Here is a 23,218-nt window from a genome sequence, read left to right as displayed (position 1 = left end):
GTGAACGCTCACCTTGCCGACGCCCGCTCGCGCCGGCCTCGACGACGAGAGGACACCCGCCATGGAATACCGCACGCTCGGCCGCTCCGGCCTCAAGGTTCCCGCGCTGAGCTTCGGCGCAGGCACGTTCGGCGGCACCGGCCCGTTGTTCGGCGCCTGGGGCAACACGGACGTCGATGAAGCGCGCCGCCTGGTCGACATCTGCCTCGAAGCCGGCGTCAACCTGTTCGACACCGCCGACGTGTACTCGGACGGCGCATCCGAGCGCGTGCTCGGCGCCGCGATCCACGGCCGGCGCGATCAGGTGCTGATCTCGACCAAGACGGGCCTGCCGACCGGCGATGGCCCGAACGACGCCGGCACGTCGCGCGCACGGCTGATCCGCGCGGTCGACGACGCGCTGCGCCGCCTCGATACCGACTACATCGATCTGCTGCAGCTCCATGCGTTCGACGCGGCCACGCCGGTCGAGGAAGTGATGTCGACGCTGGACGACCTGGTGCGCGCGGGCAAGCTGCGCTACATCGGCGTGTCGAATTTCGCGGGCTGGCAGATCATGAAATCGCTCGCGGTTGCCGACCGGCACGGCTGGTCGCGCTACGTCGCGAACCAGGTCTACTATTCGCTCGTCGGCCGCGACTACGAGTGGGACCTGATGCCGCTCGGCGCGGACCAGGGCCTCGGCGCGCTGGTGTGGAGCCCGCTCGGCTGGGGCCGGCTCACCGGCAAGATCCGCCGCCACGCGCCGCTGCCCGAACGCAGCCGCCTGCACGATACGGCCGGCTTCGGGCCGCCGGTCGACGACGAACGGCTGTACGACGTGGTCGATGCACTCGACGCGATCGCCGAGGAAACCGGCAGGACCGTGCCGCAGATCGCGCTGAACTGGCTGCTGCAGCGCCCGACCGTGTCGTCGGTGATCATCGGCGCGCGCAACGAGGAACAGTTGCGCCAGAACCTCGGTGCGCTCGGCTGGTCGCTGACCGATGCGCAGGTCGCGAAACTCGATGCGGCGAGTGCGATCGAAGCGCCGTATCCGCACTTCCCGTATCGCCGGCAGGACGCATTCGCACGGCTCAATCCGCCGATGTGTGGGTAGGCGGAGCAGCGGACCGTCGCACACCGATGCAGTGACGCGACGACGCGACGACGTAGCGACGTAGCGACGTAGCGACGTAGCGACGTAGCGACGTAGCGTCGTAACGGCGTAACGGCGTAACGGCCTAGCGACATAGCGGCGTAACGGCATAACGGCATAACGGCGTAGCGTCGTAACGACGTAACAACGTAGCAACGTAGCAACGTAGCGACGACACGGCACAACGACCGTCACCGCGCGGCCAGCACGCGGTCGATCATCTCGCCGATCCGCCGCGCGAGCCCGTCCATCCGCTCGGCCGGCACGCCACCGTAGCCGAGCACGAGCCCGTTGTAACCCGCCGCGGTGCCCGGCAGGCAGAACGACGACAGCGGCCGCAGGATCAGCCCGTGCGCCTGCGCGACGCGGCTCAGTTCCGTGTCGGCCACCGGCACGTCGAGCCGTGCGGACAGATGCATGCCGCCCGCGCCGCCCGACACCGTCAGCCGCGTATGCAGCCGCCGCGCCAGCGCGTCGTGCAGCGCGTCGCGCCGCTCGGCATACACGCGGCGCATGCGCCGCAGATGCCGCGTGAAATGCCCGGCGTCGATGAAATCCGCGAGCGCGCGCTGCTCGACGGCGCGGCCCTGCAGCATCAGCGCGCCCGCCGCGTCGCGCAGCGGCTGCGCAAGCGCGGCCGGCACGACCATGAAGCCGAGCCGCAACGCCGGAAACATCACCTTGCTGAAGGTACCGAGGTAGATCACCGGCGCGTCGTCGGCGAGCCCCTGCACGGCCGCGTGCGGCGTGCCGTGGTGGCGGAACTCGCTGTCGTAGTCGTCCTCGACGATCCATGCGCCGGCCGCGCGCGCCTGCGCGACGAGCGCGAGCCGCCGTTCGAGGCTCATCACCGCGCCGAGCGGATATTGGTGCGACGGCGTGATGTAGACGAGCTTGGGCGGACGAGCGCGCCAGTCGTCCGGATGCGGCGCGAGCCCCTGCGCATCGACGCCGATCGGCTCGACGCGCAGGTCGGCCGCGAGAAACGCATTGCGCGCACCGTGGTAGCCGGGATTCTCGATCCATGCGACATCGCCCGCGTCGGCCAGCGCGCGGGCGCACAGGTCGAGCGCGCCCTGCGTGCCGTCGGTGACGATCACCTGCGCGGCGTCGCAGCGCACACCGCGCGACGCGCGCAGATAGCCGGCGATCGCGTCGCGCAGCACCGCGTCGCCTTCCGCGGACTGATAGCCGAGCTGCGCCAGCCCCGCCGAGCGCCATGCGCGCTCGACGCAGCGCCGCCACTGCGCGAGCGGGAAGGCATCGACGGCCGGCACGCCCGGCATGAACGGCAGCGATTCGTCGAGGCCGCTCGTCGCGCGCTCGGCCTGCGCGACGCGCCGCGACAGCACCGCCGTAGCGCCGGCGGGCGCCGCGGCGGCGACCTGCGACCCGCGCAACCCCATCCGGGCGACCACCGTGCCCTGCCGCGTGCCGGTCACGAACCCTTCCGATGCGAGCCGCTCGTACGCGTACAGCACCGAATTGCGTGCGATGCCGAGCTCGTCGGCCAGCGTGCGCGATGCGGCAAGCCGCGTGCCCTCGGCGATCCGGCCGCTCAGGATCGCGTCGCGCAGGCACGCGTACAGCCGCTGCTGCTGCGACATCCGCATGGCCGCGTGCGGCCCCGCTTCGCGCTCGAAGGTCGACAGCAGCAACGCGTAATCCATCGTGGCTCCAGATTGTGTGGATGTCATGGGTCTACACATGGTGCCACGAACTTTCTATCGTAGAGGTCTGCGCGCGTTTCCGGTCGTGCCGGCAACGCTTCACTTCATCCATCCTCGAAAGGTTCGCGACCATGAACGCTACCGACACCGGCCTGACCGTACGCCCCGTGCGCGAAGACGATTTCGACAACTGGCTGCCGCTGTGGGACGGCTATAACCGCTTCTACGGCCGCTTCGGCGATACCGCGCTGCCGCGCGAGATCACGCGGCTCACGTGGTCGCGCTTCTTCGACGGCTACGAGCCCGTGCATGCGCGTGTCGCGGAACGCGACGGCCGGCTCGTCGGGCTCGTGCATTTCCTGTATCACCGCAGCACGACGCTGGCCGGGCCGACCTGCTATCTGCAGGATCTCTTCACGCTCGAGCGCGAACGCGGCAAGGGCGTGGGCCGCGCGTTGATCGAAGCCGTGTACGACGCCGCGCAGGCGCAGCGCGCCGAACGCGTGTACTGGCAGACGCACGAGACGAATCGCACGGCGATGCGGCTCTACGACACCGTCGCGGAGAAAACCGGATTCGTGATCTACCGGAAGGTCTTGCCGCGCTGATCATGCGGCGTGCCGCAGGCCACACGCCGCGCGGCCGCGGCGGTTTCAATCCAGCGGCCGCGCCTTGATCCACAGGAACAGCGGCACGCGCGACCACTGCTTCAGCGTGTCCGTGTCGGCGCGATCTGGCAGCGGCTCGCGCAGCGACACGATCGCGAAGCCGGCCGCCTCCAGCGCATCCATGTAGGCCTGGAGCGGCAGCGACCAGCCCGCGAAGTGCATCGACAGCCCGTCGCGCGTTTCCACGCCCTCGAAATGCTCGCTGCCGAAATACGTGCCTTCGAGCACGAACGGCGCGTCGGGCTGCGGCCCCGCGAAACGGCCGCGATCGCGGAACGGATGCACGAGCGACACGAACAGCAGCCCGCCCGGCTTCAGCACGCGACGTGCCTCGCGCAACGCGGCCGCCATGTCGTCGAGGTCCATCAGCACGTTGTATGCCATCACGATGTCGAAGCTGGCCGGATCGAACGGCAGCGAGGCGGCATCGGCGAGCGCGTAGCGGTGCGCCGATGCCGCGCGACGCGCGGCGTCGAGCATCGCGGGCACCGCGTCGCTCGCGGTCACGTCGTAGCCGAGCGCCTTCAGTTCGCGGCTCACGCGTCCCTCGCCGCAGCCGATCTCCAGTGCGCGGCCGGTACCGCGGCCGAGGTAGGTCGCCAGCCCGTCACGATACTTCCAGAACGCATCGTGGCCCGGCCTGCCGGCCCAGTCGATCCATTGGTCGGCGACGTGCGTCCAGTGTTCCGTGATGGCTTTGCTGTCGGTCATGTTCGCTCCCGATCGGTGTTCGTCGTGCTGGCCCAGGATGCGCATGGTAAGCCGAAGCGGCGGTGCGCGTGAGCGCGTTGCGCGGCTCGAGGCCGCCGCGGCCGGTTTCCGTTTCCGGCGGCGGCGTTCTACAGTGGTTACGACAGACGACATGCGCCGCCGCACATCGTTCGCGTTCGGCGCGCGTGCCGATACCCCCCCGATTCCGAGGAACGTCCATGCCGAGTATCGTCGCCGGCCCCGCCGATCTGCCGCCGAGCCCCGTCGCTGCCGAAACGCGCATGGTGCACGACGTCGCCACGCTGCGGCCGTCGGACTATCGTTCGGCCGACGGTGCATCGTGGGTCATTGCCACCCTCACGCCGGCCCCGGACAGCGGCAAAAACGTGACCGGCAATACCTACTTCGATACCGCGAAACGGCAAACCGTCGCAGTGCCCGACGCGCGTCGGCGTTACGCGAACCGCGGCACCTGGCAGGTTATCGCGAGTTCCAGCCCGGCGGTGCCCGCCACCGGCCGCTACGACTGGCTCACGCTCGCATGGCTGCCGATCAACGGACGGCCGCTGCCGCAAACGCCCGAGCATCTGTATTCGCCGTTCATTCGCGGCGGCACGATCGTCTATCGGTGGAATCCGGACGCGCAAGGCGGCGAGCAGTTCGGCAACGTGCGGATGATCTTTCCGGCGTGGCAGCAGCAGGTCGCGGACGTGCTGCGCGGCGCGCCCGGCGACGTCGCGCAGGCGGCGGCGCCCGCATCGGCGCTCGATCGCGTGCAGCAGGACGGCAATCCGATGGCCGCCGTGCTCGACTTCGCCGCCGCGCTGCATGAGGAACCGGCCGACCGGATCGCCGCGCGCCTGCCGGCATTGCTGCGCGCGAGCGACCTGCACGAAGTGTCGGCGATCGTGTTTCAGTGCATCGCCGCATCGCGAGAAGCGGACCGGCCGCGCTTCGTCGAGGCGATCAACGGGTCCGTCGCCTCGATCGACGACGGCGCGCGCTTGCTCGCGGTCGCCTACGGCGCATTCGCGGCCGGCAGGGCGAAGCCGCGTCCGTTCAGTGATGCCGAACAGGCCGCGCGCATCAACGACGTGTTCACGGCCTTGAAGCAGCGGACGTCGGCACTCGGCGTGCCGGCCGGACAGGGTTCGCCGTGGTACGAATTCTTTACCGCGTACCGGCTTGGCGGTGCGCCTTCCGGCTCGAGCGGAAGCAGGCAGTAATTACCGGGCCTGCGCGATCGTCGGTCGGCCTGATGCGTCGCGAGACTTCGACGAAAACGACGTCGTCCTGAATGCCGGCGCCCGGCATGCGATTCGCACGCGTCGGGCGGCGCATGGCGCTCGGTCACCAAGGGAACCCGTGTGCGTCCCGTAGGGTCGAAACGTCACATGACCGTCGACGGCATCGCGTCCGCCGGTCGATCCACGATCCCCGCACCCTTTTCTCCCCATGTTGAGCATCGGTCCCTTCTCGATCCGCGTCGTCGCGGTAGCCGCCGCCGCGCTGCTGGCGTGGCTCGTTGCCCGCTTCATCCAGCGCCGCCCGCCCGATGGACATCACAAGAGCGCGTCGAGCCTGATCCTCGACGTGCTGCTGCTCGGGCTGGTCGCCGCGCGTATCGGCTATGTCGCGCAATGGTGGCGCGACTACGCGACGACGCCGCGCGCCATCGTCGCGCTCGGTGACGGCGGCTTCGACTGGCGCATCGGCATCGCTGCCGCGCTGGCGTTCGCCGTCTGGCGGCTGCGTCGCCTGCCCGCGCTGCGCAAACCCGTGGCGGCCGGCATCGTCGCGGGCCTCGCCGCGTGGGGCATCGCGCAAGGCACGCTGGCGACACTGCAGCGCACCGCGCCGCCGTTCGCCGCGCTGCAGCTCGAAGCGCTCGATGCGACGCCCGTCCTGCCGCAACGCTTTGCAGGCAAGCCGGTCGTGGTGAACCTGTGGGCGACGTGGTGCGCACCGTGCCGGCGCGAGATGCCGCTCCTCGAACAGGCGCAACGCGATCATCCGGGCCTCACGGTGCTGATGCTCAACCAGGGAGAAAACGCGCGGGCCGTGCGCGCGTTCCTCGAACAGCAGGGGCTGCGCTTCGACAACGTGCTGCTCGATCCGTCGTTGCATGCGATGCATGCGTACGGATCGCGCGGGCTGCCCACGACGCTGTTCTTCAATGCGAAAGGCGAGCTCGTCGAATCGCACATGGGCGAGCTCACCGCCGCGCGATTGAAGGATGTGGTGGCGCAGCGTTTCGGTCAGTGATGCCGTCGGCCGCCTGCTCGACGCCACGATCGATCGTCGATGGCAGCGCGCGTTCCCGCAGCCGCGACCGACTCGACCGCCGACACGCCGGCACTTCGACCACCATCGGCAACGCTCACGGCCTCGACAACACCATCACCCGCCCCGACACGCGCTGAAGCTTCAGCCACCCCGTGTCGGCGGTAAACCTGAGCTGCTGCAACGGGAAATCGAATCCCGCCTTCTGCGCGGCGCTGACCACCGCATCGGCGATCCAGCGAATCAGTTCCTTTCCTTCGTCGGTCGTCTGGTGACCGTTCTGGACACCATAGAAATAGCGGTTCCCTGCGTTGACCTCGTTCTGCAGCTGCATCCAGTGCCCCGGGAGGCCGGGCAGGGTCCTGAACAGGTCGGCCACGCGCTGCGTCGTCAGGCCGCGCGCCCACAACGCGCCGTTCACGGCGGGCCGCGCCAGGTTGTGACGGTCTGCGTCCTGTGCCTGTCCCTTGATCTCGCCTTTCAGACTATCGGGTTTCGTCATCGCACTGTCCTCGTGAGGGCCCGGTAAAGGGCCAATTGAATGAATAAATCCGCCGAATAGCGAGCGCACGCGCGTCTTGCACGATACCGCTAATCTCGGAATTGATCGCCTGTCAGGTATATCAGGCCGCGCTTGGCAATGTCGCGCGCAAAAATCAGCCGCGTCCGATAGGCGTCGCGACAGCAGGCCGATATGCTTCGTCGGGTGCGGTGCCGGTGAAATGCCCTGTTCAAGTTCGGAGTGAGCCGGTCATTGAGCTTCGTCGGCGCCGCACCCCGCTTCGTTGCGAGCCGGCTTCGGCGCGGGCGCCCGAAGATGGCCGTGGGCGCGGCCACGACAGGGAAAGACGATGTCGAAACAGCACGCTGCCCTGAGCGAACGCCGAGCGTCTGCGTAGAAACCGCATCTTCCCGTCATTCCCGTCATTCCCGTCATTCCCGCCTGCACACCCCGCCATTATTCAAAAAAGCGCGACACGCATCGATATAATTTCCGAGATATATCGAACGGCACTCCATTGAATATTCACCATTAAATCGAACTGTTTCGGTTTCCGATTTTCTGAACAATTCCCATTCCCGGTCGAATATTTTTTCATTTATTTTTCGCCATGCTGACTGAACCGTGTTTGAAACTGCAAGCGTTTGCGAGACACGGTGAAGTGCCTTATCCATCGACTTCCAGGAGGAAAGCATGGCCGAATCTCAAACGTCTTCGAATCGCGCCGGCGAGTTTTCGATTCCGCCGAACACCGACTTCCGCGCGATTTTCTTCGCGAATGCTGCCGAGCAGCAGCACATCAAGCTCTTCATCGGCGACAGCAAGGAACCGGCCGCTTATCACAAGCTGACCACGCGCGACGGCCCGCGCGAAGCCACGCTGAATTCGGGCAACGGCAAGCTGCGCTTCGAAGTGACGGTAAACGGCAAGACGTCGGCCACCGATGCGCGCCTCGCGCCGATCAGCGGCAAGAAATCGGACGGTTCGCCGTTCACCGTCAACTTCGGGATCGTCGTGTCGGAAGACGGTCACGACAGCGACTACAACGACGGCATCGTCGTGCTGCAGTGGCCGATCGGCTGACCTGACGCACGATCGGCGGCCGCGCCGTGCCGGCCCGCCGTCGTCGGGCCGGCCAGCGGTTCGCGCTCATCAAGCGGGCCTCACGCAGCACCCCAATCCAAAACAGCGTTATCACAGGAGACTTCCATGCCGCTTCTTTCGGCTTCGATCAACAGCGCACCCGTCGTCACGTCCGAGACGTACGTCGACATCCCCGGCCTGCATATCGACATCGCCAAGGCAGAGATTCGCGACGGGAAACTGCAGGTCATCCTCAACGTGCCGACGCCGTACGCGACCGGCAACAATTTCCCCGGCATCTATTTCGCGATCGCGACCGACAAGGGCGTCGTCGCGGACGGCTGCTTCACCTATTCGTCGAAGGTGCCCGAAAGCACCGGGCGCATGCCGTTCACGCTCGTCGCGACGATCGACGTCGGCAGCGGCGTCACGTTCGTGAAAGGGCAGTGGAAAAGCGTGCGCGGCAGCGCGATGCATATCGATTCGTACGCGAGCATTTCCGCGATCGGCGACACGGCCGCGCAATCGTCGTCGCAAGGCGGCGGGAATCAGGGCACCGAAACCGGCGGCGGCGCCGGCAACATCGGCGGCGGCGGCGAACGCGACGGCACGTTCAACCTGCCGCCGAACATCAAGTTCGGCGTGACCGCACTCACCAACGCGGCGAACGACCAGACGATCGACATCTACATCGACGACAACCCGAAACCGGCCGCCACGTTCAAGGGCGCGGGCGTGCAGGACCAGAACCTCGGCACGAAAGTGCTCGACTCCGGCAAGGGGCGCGTACGCGTGATCGTGACGGCGAACGGCAAGCCGTCGCGCATCGGCTCGCGGCAAATCGATCTCTTCAAGAAGTCGTACTTCGGAATCGTCGGCTCGGAAGACGGCACCGACGACGACTACAACGACGGCATCGTGTTCCTGAACTGGCCGCTGGGCTGAACCCGGCGATGCGCGGCGCGGCAACGCGTGCGCGCCGCCGTCGAACGCGCAATGGCGACGACGCCAACCGCCCCGGCCACCCGTTGTGAAGCGATTCATTCGAGCAGTCATTTGCAGTCCCACGCCGCGCTCCGCGCGCGACCACGGCGAGATCCGCTCACCGGCCGCGCGATGCGAGACATTCCATCAAGACGAGGAAGACATGTCACAACCGTTTACCCATGACGATCTCTACGCCCTGCTGCAACTTGCCGGCAACGATGCAACCGCCGTGCAATCGAACGGCGATCAGGCCGTGCTCGACCGGATGCGTCAGTTCATGACCGCGCAGCTCGTGGAAAAGCTGCCGCAATACGATGTGTTCGTCGACATTGCAACGATCCCGTACAGCTTCGACGTCGGCAGCTGGCAGAACAAGGTGAAGGCCGATGCGGCCGGGCAGGTGATCGCCTGCACGGTGACGTGGGCCGGCGCGCCCGGCGTGCTGCCCGGCGCGGCAGCGAAGTTCGGTGTTGGTGCGGTGGTCAATTACTTCTCGAAGGCGACACCGCAGCCGCAACCCACGCAGCCGGACACCACGGCGACCGGCGGCGGCGAACGCGACGGCATCTTCAACCTGCCGCCGAACATCGCATTCGGCGTGACGGCGCTCGTCAATTCGTCCGCGCAGCAGACGATCGAAGTCTTCGTCGACGACAACCCGAAACCGGCCGCAACGTTCCAGGGCGCCGGCACGCAGGACGCGAACCTGAACACGCAGATCGTGAACTCGGGCAAGGGGAAGGTGCGCGTGGTCGTGACGGCGAACGGCAAGCCGTCGAAGATCGGTTCGCGCCAGGTCGACATCTTCAAGAAGACCTATTTCGGGCTGGTCGGCTCTGAAGACGGTACGGACGGCGACTACAACGACGGCATCGCGATCCTGAACTGGCCGCTGGGTTGACGGGCTGACCGTTAAACGGAAGGCAAGCGCCGGGCGCTGATTGGCCCGGCGCTTGCCTTTATTGCTTCCGATGCCCGCCGGGAACATCGCACACGGGCATGACAAGCACCGGATGGATAGCCTGAAACATGACGTGGTCGCGCCTGCACCCGGCACGCCGGGCGAGCACGGGCGACGTCGCGACATCAGCCGTCGTGCCGGGCGCCACGTTGTGACATCGCGAGCGGCGCCGTCAAGCTGGCCGCGGCCAACTGCGTGCGCGCGGCGTAGGCCACGCGGTTGAACGCGACACGCTGCTCACCCTTCAGTTTCGCTGCCTTCGACGCCTGCACGAGGCCGATCGGATCGACAAGACGACCGTGTCGGCGGACCTCGAAGTGCAGATGCGGGCCGGTCGCGGTCCCGGTACTGCCGACCGCGCCCACGCGTTGACCGCGGGCGACCCGCGCACCGGTTCGCAGCGTGGGCTCGAATGCCGACAAGTGCGCGTAGTACGACGCATAGCCACCGTCATGACGGATCACCACGTACTTGCCGTAACCGCGCGGCTCGGTGCCGATGAACGTCACGACGCCGCGCTCGGAGGCATGGACGGCGCGCCCTGTCGGCGCGGCAAGATCGACGCCCGAATGCACGTGGCGCGCACCGGTCACCGGATGCACGCGCGCGCCGAAGCGCGAACTGGTGCGTGTCGACCGGACCGGCATCGCGAACCGGGTGCCTTCGAACGGCATGCCGTCGAGATCGTAATAGGCGCCCGGCACCCCCGCTCCGGGGGCGAACCACACGGCCGCGACGCGCCGGCCGCGAAAGCGGATGTCGAGCGCCGTCACGCGCACGCCGCCCGGCAGTGCCGCATCGTCATCGGGTTCGAATGCGACACGGAAGGTGTCGCCGGTCGCGCCGTGCAGCTTCGGGTCGATACGACCGGCCAACATGCGCGTCAGTTGCGCCGCGACACCGTCGGGCAATTCGGCACGCGCCAGCGACGCACGCAGGCTGCCGGTGATCGCACCGGCCCGCGTGCCGCTCTCCTGCTCCGCGAGCACGAACGGTTGCGCGGACGCCAGATCGACACGACGCGATGCGAATGCCGAAGACGCACCGATCGCGGGCAGATGCGATGCAAACCCATAATCGAAACGCCCTGCGTAACCGCGCTCGATCGCACCCCGCGCCGCATCGCAAAGGACAACGTACGGCGCACAGGCGCCGGCACGCACGACGAACCTGCCGGGATAGGCCTCCGCACGCACACGCACCGCCTGCGAATCCGCCACGATGCGCGGCACCACCGTCGACGCAAGCAAGCCGCCCCAGACGGTGCGGGCGGAATTGAAGAAGGGCACGTCGACAAGGTCGGCCGCTTGCGCCGCCACGGGCGCGGACGGCTCGGCACCGGAGGATGCCAGCGCCATCGCGCCCTGTGTGCCGGCAAGCCACGCCGCCGCAACGACACCGCGCAGCAGCGCGCGGCGAACGGGAAAGCGGATGGCGCCGCGTTGCGCGGATCGACCTCGTTCGCGTGCGAGACGTAAACACAGGTCGAACCGCATCGCGTCGTCACTCGCTATCTATGAAAACTGGAAATGAACCGGGTATCGCGGAGGAAAGAGCGTCGCGATCCGGAAGCCTGGAGGCGAGTGTACTGGCGCGACCAACACCGCTGAATAGGACCGATCCGATTTGGTCAGATGTTGTCTTAGTACATGAACGAAAGATAAAAGTCGCCGCAAAAAATGCGCGGGATGCGCCCCTTCGGTCGCGTGACACCGCGCATGGCTGTACAGTCGAGGGTTGCCCGCGCACGCACGCATGCCCGCCCGGCCACGGCGGGTGCGCCGCCCGTCGCGCCTTCTGTCCTCAACCCGGAATCCCGTCATGTTTCTCGATCATCTTCATCCGGAACGCTGGACGTTCCTGTGGAACGCGTTGTCCACGCTGTCGCTCAGGCTCTGCGCCGCCCTCGCGCTGCTCGTCGCGGGCTGGTGGCTGTCGAAACGCATCGGCAACTGGCTGAGCCGGCTGCTCGCGAACAAGGAGCGCGTCGACGACACGCTGCGGCCGATCCTCTGCGACGTCGCCGTGTGGGGCATCCGCATCGTCGCGATCGTCGGCGCGCTGTCGCAGCTGGGCATCGAAACCGCGAGCATCGTCGCGGTGCTCGGCGCGGCCGGCCTTGCGATCGGGCTCGCACTGCAGGGCACGATGCAGAACATCGCGGCCGGCATCATGCTGTTGCTGCTGCGGCCGTTCAAGGTGGGCGACTACATCGACGGCGGCTCGAGCGTCGCGGGGACGGTGGACGAAGTCGGCCTCTTCATGACGCGGCTGACGAAGCCGGACGGCATCTGCGAATACGTGCCGAACAGCGCGCTGTGGGGCAGCGCGATCCGCAATTACACGCGCAATCCGACGCGCCGTCTCGATCTCGAGGTGGAAGTGTCGGTGCACGACGACATCGATCGTGCGCTCGACGCGCTGCGCGCGCTGGCCGAAGCCGATCCCGACGTGCTGACGGAACCGGCACCGGACGTGATGGTGATGCGCTTCGACGACAGCACGGCGATCGCGAACATGCGCGTGTGGACGCACACCGACAAGTTCTGGGCGATGCGCTGGCGCCTCGCGCGCCAGGTGCGCAAGACGCTCGCCGATGCGGACTGCGCGTTGCCGATCCGCACGCGCGAACTGCACATCGTGCATGAAGCCGAACAGCAGCGCCGGTCCGACCCGCGCCGCGTACAGGCGTCGTAAGACGCCGGGGCGCACGAGCGCGCACGGCGCGCTGCGTCGTGCGCCCCGCTCGCGTCACATCCTGACGATATCGAGCAGCGCCTTCTTGCCGCTCTTGTAAGTGAATACCGAGATCGCACCGTGCTTCAGGTCGCCCTGCGGCGTGAAGCTCGTTTCGCCGATCACGCCGCGATAGTCGGTCGCCGGCATCGCGGCCAGCACCTTCGCCGGCTCCGTGGAGTTCGCGCGCTTCATCGCGTCGACGATGATGTACACCGCGTCGTACGAGAACGGCGCATACACCTGCATCGGCTGGCGATAGCGCGCCTCGTAACGCTTCACGAACGCCGCGCCGCCCGGCATCTTCTCGAGCGCGATGCCGGCTTCCGAACACACGACGTTGTCCGATGCCGGGCCCGCGAGCTTCGGCAGGTCGGTCGAGCACACGCCGTCGCCGGCGAGGATCTTCGCGCGCATGCCGAGCTGGCGCGCCTGCTTCGCGAGCGGACCGCCCGTCGCGTCCATCCCGCCGTACATGATCGCGTCGGGGTTCTCGCCCTTGATCTTCGTGAGGATCGCGCGGAAGTCGATCGCCTTGTCGTTGGTCGCATCGCGCGAGACGATCTTCATCCCGGCCGCTTTCGCCGCCTTTTCGAACTCGGTCGCGAGGCCCTGCCCGTACGCGGTCGAATCGTCGACCACGGCGACCGTCCTGATGCCCAGCTTCTTCGCCGCGTACATCGCGAGCGCGGGCCCTTGCTGCGCATCGGTCGCGACGACGCGATAGGTCGTCTTGAAGCCCTGCTGCGTGTAGGTCGGGTTGGTCGCGGCCTGCGAGATCTGCACGACGCCGCCGTCGCGATAGACGCGCGATGCGGGAATCGACGTACCCGAGTTGTGATGGCCGACGACGCCGACCACCTTGTCGTCGACGAGACGCTGCGCGACCTGCGTCGCGGTGCGCGGGTCGCCCGCGTCGTCCTGCGCGTCGAGCTGCAGCGTGACCTTCCTGCCGCCGATCACGAGCCCCTTCGCGTTGATTTCCTCGACCGCGAGCCGCGCGCCGTTCTCGCTGTCCTTGCCGAGATGCGCGATCGCGCCGGTCAGCGGCGCGACGTGCCCGATGCGCACGATCTCGTCCGCGTGCGCGGACAGCGCGAATAGTGCACACGCCAGCGCGACCGCGCATGCCGTCTTGTTCCGATGCCGATTCCGATTCATGTTCGTCTCCTTCCTTGTCGCTGTTGGTTCGTGATCCATACCATCGTCGATTGCAGGCAAAGCGAGGCGGTCACGCGCGCCCTTCGAAGCCGAGCAGCACGTTCACCGCGTTGATACCGATTTCCTCGACCATGTAGCCGCCTTCCATCACGAACAGCGTCGGCAGGTTCAGGCGCGCGAGCGCTTCGCCGATCCGCAGGTAGTCGGGCGAGCGCAGCTTGAAATGGCTGATCGGATCGTGCTCGAACGTGTCGACGCCGAGCGACACGACGAGCAGGTCGGGCGCGTGCTTCGCGATCGCGGCAGTGGCCTGGCCGAGCGCCGCCGAGTAGGTATCCCACTGCGTGCCCTTCGGCAGCGGCAGGTTCAGGTTGAAGCCTTCGCCCGCGCCCGCGCCGCGCTCGTCGGCATGGCCCGAGAAGTACGGATACGACACCGCCGGCTCGCCGTGCAGCGACGCGAACAACACGTCCGAGCGCTCGTAGAAGATGTCCTGCGTGCCGTTGCCATGATGGAAGTCGACGTCCAGCACCGCGACGCGCGCCGCACCGCTCGCGATGCCGTGCTGCGCGGCGATCGCCGCGTTGTTCAGATAGCAGTAGCCGCCCATGTACTCGCGGCCCGCATGGTGGCCGGGCGGGCGGCACAGCGCGAACGCGGCGCGCATGCCGCCGTTCGACAGCAGGTCGGCGCCGGTGAGCGCCGAGTTCGCACTCGCGCGCACCGCGTCCCACGTGCCGGCGTTGATCGGCGCACCGGCATCCATCGCGAAGAAGCCGAGCTTGCCGTCGATGAAGTCGGGCAGCGTCGCCGCCGACGGCATCGCGCGCACCGGCCACACGAGCGGCAGCGCCTGGCAGGTGCGGCCGGTCGCGGCCCATTCGTCCCATGCGCCGGCGAGAAAGTCGACATAGCGCGCGCTGTGCGCGCCGGCATAGCTCGCGCGGTCGAACGCGCGCGGCGCGATCACGTCGCCGAGGCCGGCCGCGCGGACCTGCGCGAGCACCGTTTCGGCGCGAAGGGGGTTCTCGAACGAATCGGTGATCGCGCCGTCCTTCAGTTCGACGCCGCGATGCAGATGGTGATCGCTGCTGTAGACCGTGAGCATGGTTGACCGTTGCAGTGAAGGCTGTGAGGGGTGGCAACAGTCTATTGAGGCCAGCCGGCAATAACTTTGCTTTTCAACTCTTCGTTTCGTACAATTTTGAGAAAACCGTCTACGGAGACCCGGAAATGAGCAAAAATCGCGCTTCGGTGGAGCTGGACGGCGTCGATCGCGCGATGCTCCGCCTGCTGCAGGAAGACGGCGCGCTGTCCAACGCGACGCTCGGCGAACGGTTGTCGCTGAGCGTCACGCCGTGCTGGCGGCGGCGCAAGCGGCTCGAGGACGAAGGCGTGATCACCGGCTACCAGGCGAACCTCGACCGCCGCGCGCTCGGCATGAACGTGTTCGCGTTCGTGCAGGTCACGTTCAACATGCATTCGGACCAGGATTCGGATCACTTCGAGGACGTGATGCGGCGTCACGACGAAGTGACGTCGTGCCACAAGATCACCGGCGCGGCCGACTACATCCTGCAGGTCGTGGCCGCCGATCTCGACACGTATGCGGAATTCGTCGAACGCGTGCTGCGAAAGCAGGCCGGCGTGTCGTCGATCCAGTCGAGCCTCGCGCTGCGCGAGGTCAAGTTCTCGTCGCGCGTGCCGGTGCCGGACGCGTGATCGATCAAGCGCCCGCGCACGGGCATCCGCTGTCGACCTTCATCCCATGGAGCGCTACCGCATGAAACATTGCATTCCTTCCGCGCCGCTTGCTGCCGCGATCGCTCTCGCGTTTGCATTGGGCGCGTGCGCGACGCAACCGCCTGCCCCGCTTCCACCCAATGTCGCCGGGCAGGACACGCAAGGCGCGCAGACCGCCCAGGCTGCCGAAGCCGCCCCGCCGATGGTCGGCGGCGATCGCGACGCGCACGGCTGCATCGGCTCGGCCGGCTATGCCTGGTGCGAAACGACCCGACAATGCGAGCGCCCGTGGGAACTCGCGAAGGCGCATGGTTTCGCGAACTCGGCGCAGGGGTACGAGCAGTTCTGCCGGAACGGCGCAGCGAAGTGAAGGAATGCGATGTGACCGGGTCGCGATGCAACGTCGCGCCCCGATGAAGCGCGAGCGCGATGCGCGCCATGCCCGTCGCGCGCGTTTCGCCCCGCTGATCCCGCCTTTTTTCCCGTTCCGCGCACCGTCATTCCGGAAACCCGGACACACAAAAAACCCCACGAAATCAGGGATATTCCGCGCGAGCGACACGGCAATCGAGTTCGGTTATATTACGCGCCCCTTGCCATCCCGCCCCGCGGAACGCATTGCGCGCGGCCGCTTTCGACGCGGCCTGAAACGCCTTCCGGCGAGGCCCGCAGCAAGGGCCTGCGCGCCCGTCGCACGACCGTGAAGCAGCTGATTGCACGAGCACATGAAGCCGATCCGAAGGTGTCCTTCGCAACGGCTTCGCGTGCGCAAATGCAACGGTGAACACGGTCGGTCCGGAAATCCGGATTCGCGGTCCGGATCTCCGGATGCGCGATCCGGTTGCGAATCCGCATCGGCCGGGCGGCATGGCAAACCGATGCATCCAAGTTGAAAAAGGGATCTGCTGTGATCAAAACGTTACGGGTAATACTGTCGGCGCTCGCGCTGTGCGTCGCGACGTCGTCCGCGCATGCCGCCGATACGAAGAAGGTCGACGTCCTGCTGGTGGGCGGCGGCATCATGAGCTCGACGCTCGGCGTGTGGCTGCACGAGCTGCAGCCCGACTGGTCGATGACGATGGTCGAGCGCCTCGACGGCGTCGCACTGGAAAGCTCGAACGGCTGGAACAACGCGGGCACCGGCCACTCGGCGCTCGCCGAGCTGAACTACACGCCGGAGAAGGCGGACGGCAAGATCGACATCTCGAAGGCGATCGAAATCAACGAGTCGTTCCAGATCTCGCGCCAGTTCTGGGCCTGGCAGGTCCGGCAGGGCGTGCTGAAGAACCCGCACTCGTTCATCAACTCGACGCCGCACATGAGCTTCGTGTGGGGCGACGACAACGTCCGCTTCCTGAAGAAGCGCTACGACGCGCTGCAGGCGAGCCCGCTGTTCCGCGGCATGCAGTATTCGGAAGACTACGACCAGATCAAGCAGTGGGTGCCGCTGATGATGGAAGGCCGCGACCGCAACCAGAAGGTCGCGGCGACGTGGACGCCGATCGGCACCGACGTGAACTTCGGCGAGATCACGCGCCAGTTCGTCGGCTACCTGAAGACGCAGCCGAACTTCTCGCTGTCGCTGTCGAGCGAAGTGCGCGAGATCACGCGCAACGCGGACGGCACGTGGCACGTGTCGTGGGTCAAGCTGCACTCGGATGAACCGCCGCAGGCCGTCGACGCGAAGTTCGTGTTCATCGGCGCGGGCGGCGGTGCGCTGCACCTGCTGCAGGCGTCGGGCATCCCCGAGGCGAAGGACTACGGCGCGTTTCCCGTGGGCGGCTCGTTCCTCGTGACCGACAACCCCGAGGTCGTGAAACGCCACCTCGCGAAGGCGTACGGCAAGGCGTCGGTCGGCTCGCCGCCGATGTCGGTGCCGCACCTCGACACGCGCATCATCGACGGCAAGAAGATCATCCTGTTCGGGCCGTTCGCGACGTTTTCGACCAAGTTCCTGAAGAACGGCTCGTACTTCGACCTCGCGAAGAGCACCAACCTGCACAACGTCGCGCCGATGATGCGCGTGGGCGTCGACGAATTCCCGCTCGTCGAGTATCTCGCCGGACAGCTGATGCTGTCCGACGACGACCGCTTCAACGCGCTGAAGGAATACTTCCCGGACGCGAAGAAGGAAGACTGGCGCCTGTGGCAGGCCGGCCAGCGCGTGCAGATCATCAAGCGCGACCCGAAGAAGGGCGGCGTGCTGAAGCTCGGCACCGAGATCGTCAGCTCGCAGGACGGCAGCATCGCGGGCCTGCTCGGCGCATCGCCGGGCGCGTCGACGGCCGCGCCGATCATGCTGAGCCTGATGCAGAAGGTGTTCAAGGACAAGGTAGCGACGCCCGAATGGCAGCAGAAGCTCCGCCAGATCGTGCCGAGCTACGGCACGAAACTGAACGACAGCCCGGCGAAGGTCGTCGAGGAATGGACCTATACGAGCGGCGTGCTGCAGTTGTCGCCGCCGCCGAAGATCGACCTGACGGTGCCGTCGCAGGCGACGGGCACGGCTCCGGCGCGTCCCGCGAAGGCGGCGGCCGACATGGCGCTGTAACGCGTCCGGTCCCGTTTCGCCACATCGCACGGCCGCCCTTCGGGGCGGCCGTTTTTCATCGCCAATGCGGACGGCGCAGCGTGCTGCGTCGTGCGTAGGCTTCGCCGGCTGCCATACCGCCGGCCGCACCACGGCCGCACGCCCGCTGCCGGGGCCGTCCGCCACCGGTCGTCCGCCACCGGCCGTCCGCCGCCAGCCGAACCGCTGCCGATCGCCACGCTGCGGGCCGCGCGGGGCCGGTCGCCCCAGCCGCCCTCCCGCATCCGCTAGAATTGCGGGCACGCGCGACACCGTCGCCACCGATCCACCATCCGCATCGACGCGGTCCACGCGACCGCCGGTGCGGCCCGCGCCCGAGCCGCGCGAGCGCCGCACTTCGTTGCCGCGCCCGCCCGGGCGCGCCACCAACCGAATTCAGCTGGAGAAAGACCGTGTTTACTTGCCGAAACCAGAGCTGCGGCACGCAGTGGGAAACGTCCGACGTCGTCATCAAGGACGAAGGCCAGGGGCTGCTGTTCCGCTGCCCGCTGTGCGGCGCGCGCAACTATCTCGAGCGCTTCGAGGACGATGAAGGCAACGTCGCCTACGAACAGATGGAAGGCAAGCCTTACCTCGGAGACCTCGAATGACGCAGCCGACCGCCACGCCCTTCAGCGCGCTGCCGCTGACGCCCGCCACGCTCGCGAACCTCGCGCAGCTCGGCTATGTCGACATGACGCCGATCCAGGCCGCGAGCCTGCCGATCGCGCTGGCCGGCCAGGACCTGATCGCGCAGGCGAAGACGGGCAGCGGCAAGACCGCCGCGTTCTCGCTCGCGCTGCTGGCGCGCCTCGACGCGCGCCGCTTCGACGTGCAGGCGATGATCCTGTGCCCGACCCGCGAACTCGCCGACCAGGTCGCGCAGGAAGTGCGCCGCCTCGCGCGCGCCGAGGAAAACGTGAAGGTGCTGACGCTGTGCGGCGGCACGCCGATGCGCCCGCAGGCGCAGAGCCTCGAGCACGGCGCGCACATCGTCGTCGGCACGCCGGGCCGCATCATGGATCACCTCGACCGCGGCAACCTGAAGCTCGACGCGCTGAACACGCTGGTGCTCGACGAAGCCGACCGGATGCTCGACATGGGCTTCTTCGACGACATCGCGAAAGTCGCGCGCATGTGCCCGACGACGCGCCAGACGCTGCTGTTCTCGGCGACCTACCCGGACGGCATCGCGAAGCTGAGCCAGCAGTTCCTGCGTAATCCGAAGGAAGTGAAGCTCGAGGAGCGCCACGACGACAGCAAGATCCGCCAGCGCTTCTACGAAGTGACGGAAACCGAGCGGCTGCACGCGGTCGGCCAGTTGCTGAACCACTACCGGCCGGTGAGCACGATCGCGTTCTGCAACACCAAGCAGCAATGCCGCGACCTGCTCGACGTGCTGCACGCGCAGGGCTTCCACGCGCTCGCGCTGCACGGCGAGCTCGAACAGCGCGAACGCGACCAGGTGCTGATCCAGTTCGCGAACCGCAGTTGCTCGGTGCTGGTCGCGACTGACGTGGCCGCGCGCGGGCTCGACATCGCGCAGCTCGAGGCCGTGATCAACGTCGACGTGACGCCCGACCCCGAAGTGCACGTGCACCGTATCGGCCGCACCGGCCGCGCGGACCAGGAAGGCTGGGCGCTGAGCCTCGCCAGCATGGACGAGATGGGCCGCGTCGGCGCGATCGAGCAGGCGCAGAAGCGCGACGTCGAATGGCATCCGCTCGCGGAACTGAAGCCGGCCGGCAACGACACGCTGCTGCCGCCGATGGAAACGCTGCAGATCCTCGGCGGACGCAAGGACAAGATCCGCCCGGGCGACGTGCTCGGCGCGCTGACCGGCGATGCGGGGTTCGACGGCAAGCAGATCGGCAAGATCAACGTGACCGAGTTCTCGACCTATGTCGCGGTCGAGCGCGGCGTCGCGCGCGACGCGCTGCGCAAGCTCAATGCGGGGAAGATCAAGGGCAAGCGGGTCAAGGTCCGGTTGATGGACGAAGAGTGACGCGGTGATGCCGGCGCGCGCCGCAATCCTTATGCGGCGCGCCCGCCCAGCATCGCCAGATACTGCCGTACCGTGCCCCATTCCCCGCCGCTGCGGCTGAGCGCGACGAGTTCCGACCCCGGCACGCTGCCGGCGAGTTTCCGGTACACGACGTTCGGCGCCGCGATCCGGCTGAGCGGCGCCGGCACCAGCGCCACGCCGAGACCGGCGCCCGTCAGCGCCAGCACCGACAGCGTGCTGCTTACCTTGTGCGCGATGTGCGGCGTCTTGCCGAGCACCCGCCGCAGGATCGCCAGCTGCCCTTCGTCGTCGCCGTCGGCGGCATAGAAAATGAACGGTTCGTCCGCGAGCGCCGCGACGCTCACCGAGCGCCGCTTCGCGAGCGCATGCCGGTCGCTCATCATCACGTCCCACGCCCAGCTGCCGACCGTGCGCACGGCCAGCTTCGGATCGAACGCCGTGCCGAAGGCCGGGCAATAGCCGATATCGAGCCGGCCCGCGAGGATCGCGTCCTGCTGCGCGGCCGGCGCCATTTCGTGCAGGTCGAGCGCCACTTCCGGCCATGCCGCGTGAAACGCGATCAGGTCGTCGGACAGCCGCCCCGTCGCGACCGCATTGCCGACGAAGCCGATCCGCACCACGCCCGTCTCGCCGCGCGCCGCGCGCTGCACGACCGTCTTCGCGCGCGCGGCCTGCTCGAGCGTGTGCCGCGCTTCGGCCACGAGCAAGCGGCCCGCGTCGGTCAGCAGCACCTTGCGGGTGCTGCGCTCGAACAGCGTCGCGCCGAGTTCCTCCTCGAGCGCGCGGATCTGCGCGCTCAACGCGGGCTGCACGATATGCAGCCGCTCCGCCGCGCGGCCGAAATGCCCTTCTTCGGCAACCGCGAGAAAGTAGCGCAAATGGCGAAGGTCCATACGGTCGATTGACCACCCGAAACGATTAATCTCGAAATCTAATCTATTGGAATGAAAAATCAAGCGCGCGCATCCTGATGGTCATCCGCTGCGTCGCAGCCCACCTGCAAGGAGCCTCGTCGTGTCCGACCGCAACCGCATCGATGTTCACCAGCATGTCGTCCCGCCGTTCTGGGCCGCAGCCCTCCCGTCGCACGGCGGCGATCCGTCCGGCTGGGGCAGCCCGACCTGGAGCCCGGAAGCCGCGCTTGCGTTCATGGACTCGCTGGAGATCCAGACCGGCGTGCTGTCGCTGACGGCGCCCGGCGTGCAGGGCTGGAACGGCCAGGTCAAGCGCGACATGGCGCGCCAGGTCAACGAATACGTGGCCGGCCTCGTCGCGCAACGGCCGACCCGCTTCGGCAACTTCGCGACGCTGCCGCTGCCCGACGTCGACGGCACGCTCGCCGAGATCGATCACGCGTTCGACACGCTGAAGGCCGACGGCGTCGTGCTGCTCAGCAACTACGGCGGCACCTATCTCGGCGATGCGGCATTCGACGCCGTGTGGGCCGCGCTGGATCGCCGCCACGCGGTGGTGTTCATTCATCCGGCCAAGCCCGCGATCGACGTGCTGCCCGGCATGCCCGGCCCGCTGCTCGACTACCCGTTCGATACGACGCGCACCGCGCTGCAGCTCGTGCTCAACGGCGTGATCGCGCGCTACCCGAACGTGCGCATCATCCTGTCGCACGCCGGCGGCTTCCTGCCGTACACTGCGTACCGCTTTGCCGAACTCGCGCCGGGCGTGCGCAACGACGTGCCGGATCGCGACGGGCTGCTCGACCTGCTGCGCACGTTCTACTTCGACACCGCGCTGTCGTCGCCGTCCGCGCTGCCGAGCCTCACCGCGTTCGCGCAACCGGATCGCGTGCTGTACGGCAGCGACTTCCCGTATGCGCCGCCGGCCGTCAGCACGTCGTTCACCGCGGCGCAGGACGCGTATGCGGCGCTGGGCGCCGACCGGCACGCCGCGCTCAACCGCGCGAACGCGCTGCCGCTGTTCCCGCGCCTCGCCGCACTCGCGCGATAACGCGCGACGCAGTGCCGCGTGACGCCCCATCGCGGCCGCGTCACGCGTGCAACCGCCCGCGGCCGTCCGTGCCGCGCGGCACCGTCAGAACGGAATGACGGCCTTCGCCCAAACGGCCTCGCCGGCCGGCCGGTTGCGCACGAAGAATTCCTTCACGACGCGCGCTTCCAGGCTGACCTTGCCGAACTGGTAACGGACACCGGGGCCGATCGCGAACGTCTGTCCGCGAAAGCCGTCGCCCGCGACCGGCTGGCCGTTCTGCATGTCGTCGGTGGTCTGCTTGACGAAGTAGCCCGACAGTCCGACGCGCGCCTTCGGCGTGACCGCATAGCTCGCCGAGTAATCGATGTGGAACAGGTTGCCCGAGTGGTAATGGGTGTCGTTGTTCGGCGAGTTGAAGCTGTACGTGATCTTCGCGGACACCTCGACCTTGTCGTTCGGCAGCCACGTCACGCCGAACACCGGCCGCGCGGTGTAGTAGTTCTTGCCGGTGTTCAGCGCCGCATGCATGTCGTACTGGCCGGTCGGGAACACGAATTCGATCGCCGCGACGGTGCGCAACGCGCCCGATCCCCACGCGATCAGCGCGGGGCTGACGATCAGGTCGCCGAGATTGGTGCGGTCGAACGACGCGCCGCCCGCATCCAGCGCCAGATGCTCCATCGGCAGCACCGCATACGCACCGTAGCGCCCGCCGAGCACCGACAGGTTCGACATCCACACGACGCGCGGAATCAGCACGTCGGCATCGAGCTTGAATCCGGGCACCGAACCGTTGCCGTGCGAATCGTTGAAGCGCGACGCATGGTAGTGCGTGTAGTACAGCAGCGCGTACAGCCCGGCGGGCGGCAGCGCGCCGGCGAAGAACGCTTCCGCGCCCTCGCCGATCGTGTCGCCGCCACCCTCCGTTGCAAACGCGCCGCTGCTCAGCGCCATGCCCGCGCACGCGGCGAGCGAAACCAGTCCGAAGGCAGCCTTTCGTTTCATCGATGTCTCCAATATTCGTTCTACTGAA

General features: G+C 67.6%; 23 protein-coding genes. 14 read left to right on the top strand and 9 right to left on the bottom strand.

Translation table 11 applies throughout. The features are described from left to right. Window positions 1-61: 61 nt before the first annotated feature. The gene (locus tag PL79_RS03235; protein ID WP_044845433.1) at window positions 62-1,099 is read left to right on the top strand and encodes an aldo/keto reductase; all 1,038 of its coding nucleotides are present in this window, start codon (window positions 62-64) and stop codon (window positions 1,097-1,099) included. Window positions 1,100-1,329: 230 nt separating this feature from the next. Here PL79_RS03235 and pdxR read toward each other — a convergent pair whose 3' ends face one another. Further along, the gene (gene pdxR / locus PL79_RS03230) at window positions 1,330-2,808 is read right to left on the bottom strand and encodes a MocR-like pyridoxine biosynthesis transcription factor PdxR (RefSeq protein ID WP_044845434.1); all 1,479 of its coding nucleotides are present in this window, start codon (window positions 2,806-2,808) and stop codon (window positions 1,330-1,332) included. 131 nt (window positions 2,809-2,939) lie between these two features. On the opposite strand from pdxR, the gene PL79_RS03225 reads away from it, so the two are divergent. After that, window positions 2,940-3,416: a GNAT family N-acetyltransferase gene (locus PL79_RS03225; RefSeq protein WP_044845435.1), complete on the top strand. Its 477-nt coding sequence runs from the start codon at window positions 2,940-2,942 to the stop codon at window positions 3,414-3,416. Window positions 3,417-3,461: 45 nt separating this feature from the next. Here PL79_RS03225 and PL79_RS03220 read toward each other — a convergent pair whose 3' ends face one another. Then, on the bottom strand, window positions 3,462-4,187 hold the full coding sequence (locus tag PL79_RS03220) for a class I SAM-dependent methyltransferase (protein ID WP_044845483.1): 726 nt from the start codon (window positions 4,185-4,187) through the stop codon (window positions 3,462-3,464). 218 nt (window positions 4,188-4,405) lie between these two features. On the opposite strand from PL79_RS03220, the gene PL79_RS03215 reads away from it, so the two are divergent. Further along, on the top strand, window positions 4,406-5,413 hold the full coding sequence (locus tag PL79_RS03215) for a hypothetical protein (RefSeq protein ID WP_044845436.1): 1,008 nt from the start codon (window positions 4,406-4,408) through the stop codon (window positions 5,411-5,413). Between the two features lie 229 nt (window positions 5,414-5,642). Then, on the top strand, window positions 5,643-6,452 hold the full coding sequence (locus tag PL79_RS03210; RefSeq protein ID WP_044845437.1) for a TlpA family protein disulfide reductase: 810 nt from the start codon (window positions 5,643-5,645) through the stop codon (window positions 6,450-6,452). A 115-nt stretch (window positions 6,453-6,567) separates the two neighbouring features. Here the strand turns inward: PL79_RS03210 and PL79_RS03205 are convergent, their stop codons facing one another. Further along, window positions 6,568-6,972: a hypothetical protein gene (locus PL79_RS03205; protein ID WP_044845438.1), complete on the bottom strand. Its 405-nt coding sequence runs from the start codon at window positions 6,970-6,972 to the stop codon at window positions 6,568-6,570. A gap of 431 nt (window positions 6,973-7,403) precedes the next feature. Then, window positions 7,404-7,667 (bottom strand): hypothetical protein, encoded by a 264-nt coding sequence (locus tag PL79_RS03200; RefSeq protein WP_135800956.1) that lies wholly within the window; start codon window positions 7,665-7,667, stop codon window positions 7,404-7,406. On the opposite strand from PL79_RS03200, the gene PL79_RS03195 reads away from it, so the two are divergent. The 3 genes from PL79_RS03195 (at window position 7,666) to PL79_RS03185 (ending at window position 9,943) form a co-directional block, all read left to right on the top strand. Further along, window positions 7,666-8,055: a fucose-binding lectin II gene (locus PL79_RS03195; RefSeq protein WP_044845439.1), complete on the top strand. Its 390-nt coding sequence runs from the start codon at window positions 7,666-7,668 to the stop codon at window positions 8,053-8,055. The two genes, PL79_RS03200 and PL79_RS03195, sit on opposite strands and share 2 nt — an antisense overlap. A gap of 126 nt (window positions 8,056-8,181) precedes the next feature. Next, the gene (locus tag PL79_RS03190) at window positions 8,182-9,000 is read left to right on the top strand and encodes a fucose-binding lectin II (protein WP_044845440.1); all 819 of its coding nucleotides are present in this window, start codon (window positions 8,182-8,184) and stop codon (window positions 8,998-9,000) included. Between the two features lie 202 nt (window positions 9,001-9,202). Then, window positions 9,203-9,943: a fucose-binding lectin II gene (locus PL79_RS03185; protein ID WP_044845441.1), complete on the top strand. Its 741-nt coding sequence runs from the start codon at window positions 9,203-9,205 to the stop codon at window positions 9,941-9,943. A 185-nt stretch (window positions 9,944-10,128) separates the two neighbouring features. On the opposite strand, the gene PL79_RS03180 is transcribed toward PL79_RS03185, so the two are convergent. Beyond that, a complete protein-coding gene (locus PL79_RS03180) occupies window positions 10,129-11,499 on the bottom strand; it encodes a M23 family metallopeptidase (RefSeq protein ID WP_044845442.1) in 1,371 nt (456 codons plus the stop codon). Between the two features lie 325 nt (window positions 11,500-11,824). On the opposite strand from PL79_RS03180, the gene PL79_RS03175 reads away from it, so the two are divergent. Further along, window positions 11,825-12,700, top strand: a complete 876-nt coding sequence (locus tag PL79_RS03175; RefSeq protein WP_044845443.1) for a mechanosensitive ion channel family protein — start codon at window positions 11,825-11,827, stop codon at window positions 12,698-12,700. Window positions 12,701-12,754: 54 nt separating this feature from the next. On the opposite strand, the gene PL79_RS03170 is transcribed toward PL79_RS03175, so the two are convergent. Further along, complete coding sequence (locus PL79_RS03170; RefSeq protein ID WP_044845444.1) at window positions 12,755-13,900, bottom strand: branched-chain amino acid ABC transporter substrate-binding protein; 1,146 nt, start codon at window positions 13,898-13,900, stop codon at window positions 12,755-12,757. A gap of 70 nt (window positions 13,901-13,970) precedes the next feature. Next, the gene (locus tag PL79_RS03165; RefSeq protein ID WP_044845445.1) at window positions 13,971-15,008 is read right to left on the bottom strand and encodes a histone deacetylase family protein; all 1,038 of its coding nucleotides are present in this window, start codon (window positions 15,006-15,008) and stop codon (window positions 13,971-13,973) included. A 125-nt stretch (window positions 15,009-15,133) separates the two neighbouring features. Between PL79_RS03165 and PL79_RS03160 the strand changes: the two genes are divergently transcribed. The 5 genes from PL79_RS03160 (at window position 15,134) to dbpA (ending at window position 20,217) form a co-directional block, all read left to right on the top strand. Next, window positions 15,134-15,622 carry an Lrp/AsnC family transcriptional regulator gene (locus PL79_RS03160; protein ID WP_044845446.1) on the top strand — a complete coding sequence of 163 codons (489 nt, stop codon included), beginning with the start codon at window positions 15,134-15,136 and terminating at the stop codon, window positions 15,620-15,622. 61 nt (window positions 15,623-15,683) lie between these two features. Continuing rightward, entirely contained in the window at window positions 15,684-16,013 is a 330-nt protein-coding gene (locus tag PL79_RS03155) for a hypothetical protein (RefSeq protein ID WP_044845484.1), read from the top strand. A 537-nt stretch (window positions 16,014-16,550) separates the two neighbouring features. Further along, window positions 16,551-18,194, top strand: a complete 1,644-nt coding sequence (gene mqo / locus PL79_RS03150) for a malate dehydrogenase (quinone) (RefSeq protein WP_044845447.1) — start codon at window positions 16,551-16,553, stop codon at window positions 18,192-18,194. 431 nt (window positions 18,195-18,625) lie between these two features. After that, the gene (locus PL79_RS03145) at window positions 18,626-18,823 is read left to right on the top strand and encodes a hypothetical protein (RefSeq protein ID WP_044845448.1); all 198 of its coding nucleotides are present in this window, start codon (window positions 18,626-18,628) and stop codon (window positions 18,821-18,823) included. Further along, window positions 18,820-20,217 (top strand): ATP-dependent RNA helicase DbpA, encoded by a 1,398-nt coding sequence (gene dbpA, locus PL79_RS03140; protein ID WP_044845449.1) that lies wholly within the window; start codon window positions 18,820-18,822, stop codon window positions 20,215-20,217. Before PL79_RS03145 ends, dbpA begins: the two co-directional genes overlap by 4 nt. 29 nt (window positions 20,218-20,246) lie before the next feature. Here the strand turns inward: dbpA and PL79_RS03135 are convergent, their stop codons facing one another. Beyond that, window positions 20,247-21,194 carry a LysR substrate-binding domain-containing protein gene (locus tag PL79_RS03135; RefSeq protein ID WP_235879190.1) on the bottom strand — a complete coding sequence of 316 codons (948 nt, stop codon included), beginning with the start codon at window positions 21,192-21,194 and terminating at the stop codon, window positions 20,247-20,249. 58 nt (window positions 21,195-21,252) lie between these two features. Here PL79_RS03135 and hndA point away from each other — a divergent pair, with 58 nt between their 5' ends. Continuing rightward, entirely contained in the window at window positions 21,253-22,203 is a 951-nt protein-coding gene (gene hndA, locus PL79_RS03130; RefSeq protein WP_044845451.1) for a 2-hydroxy-1-naphthoic acid nonoxidative decarboxylase, read from the top strand. An 84-nt stretch (window positions 22,204-22,287) separates the two neighbouring features. On the opposite strand, the gene PL79_RS03125 is transcribed toward hndA, so the two are convergent. Continuing rightward, window positions 22,288-23,190: a SphA family protein gene (locus tag PL79_RS03125; RefSeq protein WP_044845452.1), complete on the bottom strand. Its 903-nt coding sequence runs from the start codon at window positions 23,188-23,190 to the stop codon at window positions 22,288-22,290. Between the last annotated feature and the right edge of the window lie 28 nt (window positions 23,191-23,218).

The sequence above is a fragment of the Burkholderia sp. USMB20 genome, assembly GCF_000949135.2.
Classification (GTDB): Bacteria; Pseudomonadota; Gammaproteobacteria; order Burkholderiales; family Burkholderiaceae; genus Burkholderia.
This window is presented reverse-complemented; position numbering and strand designations above follow the sequence as displayed.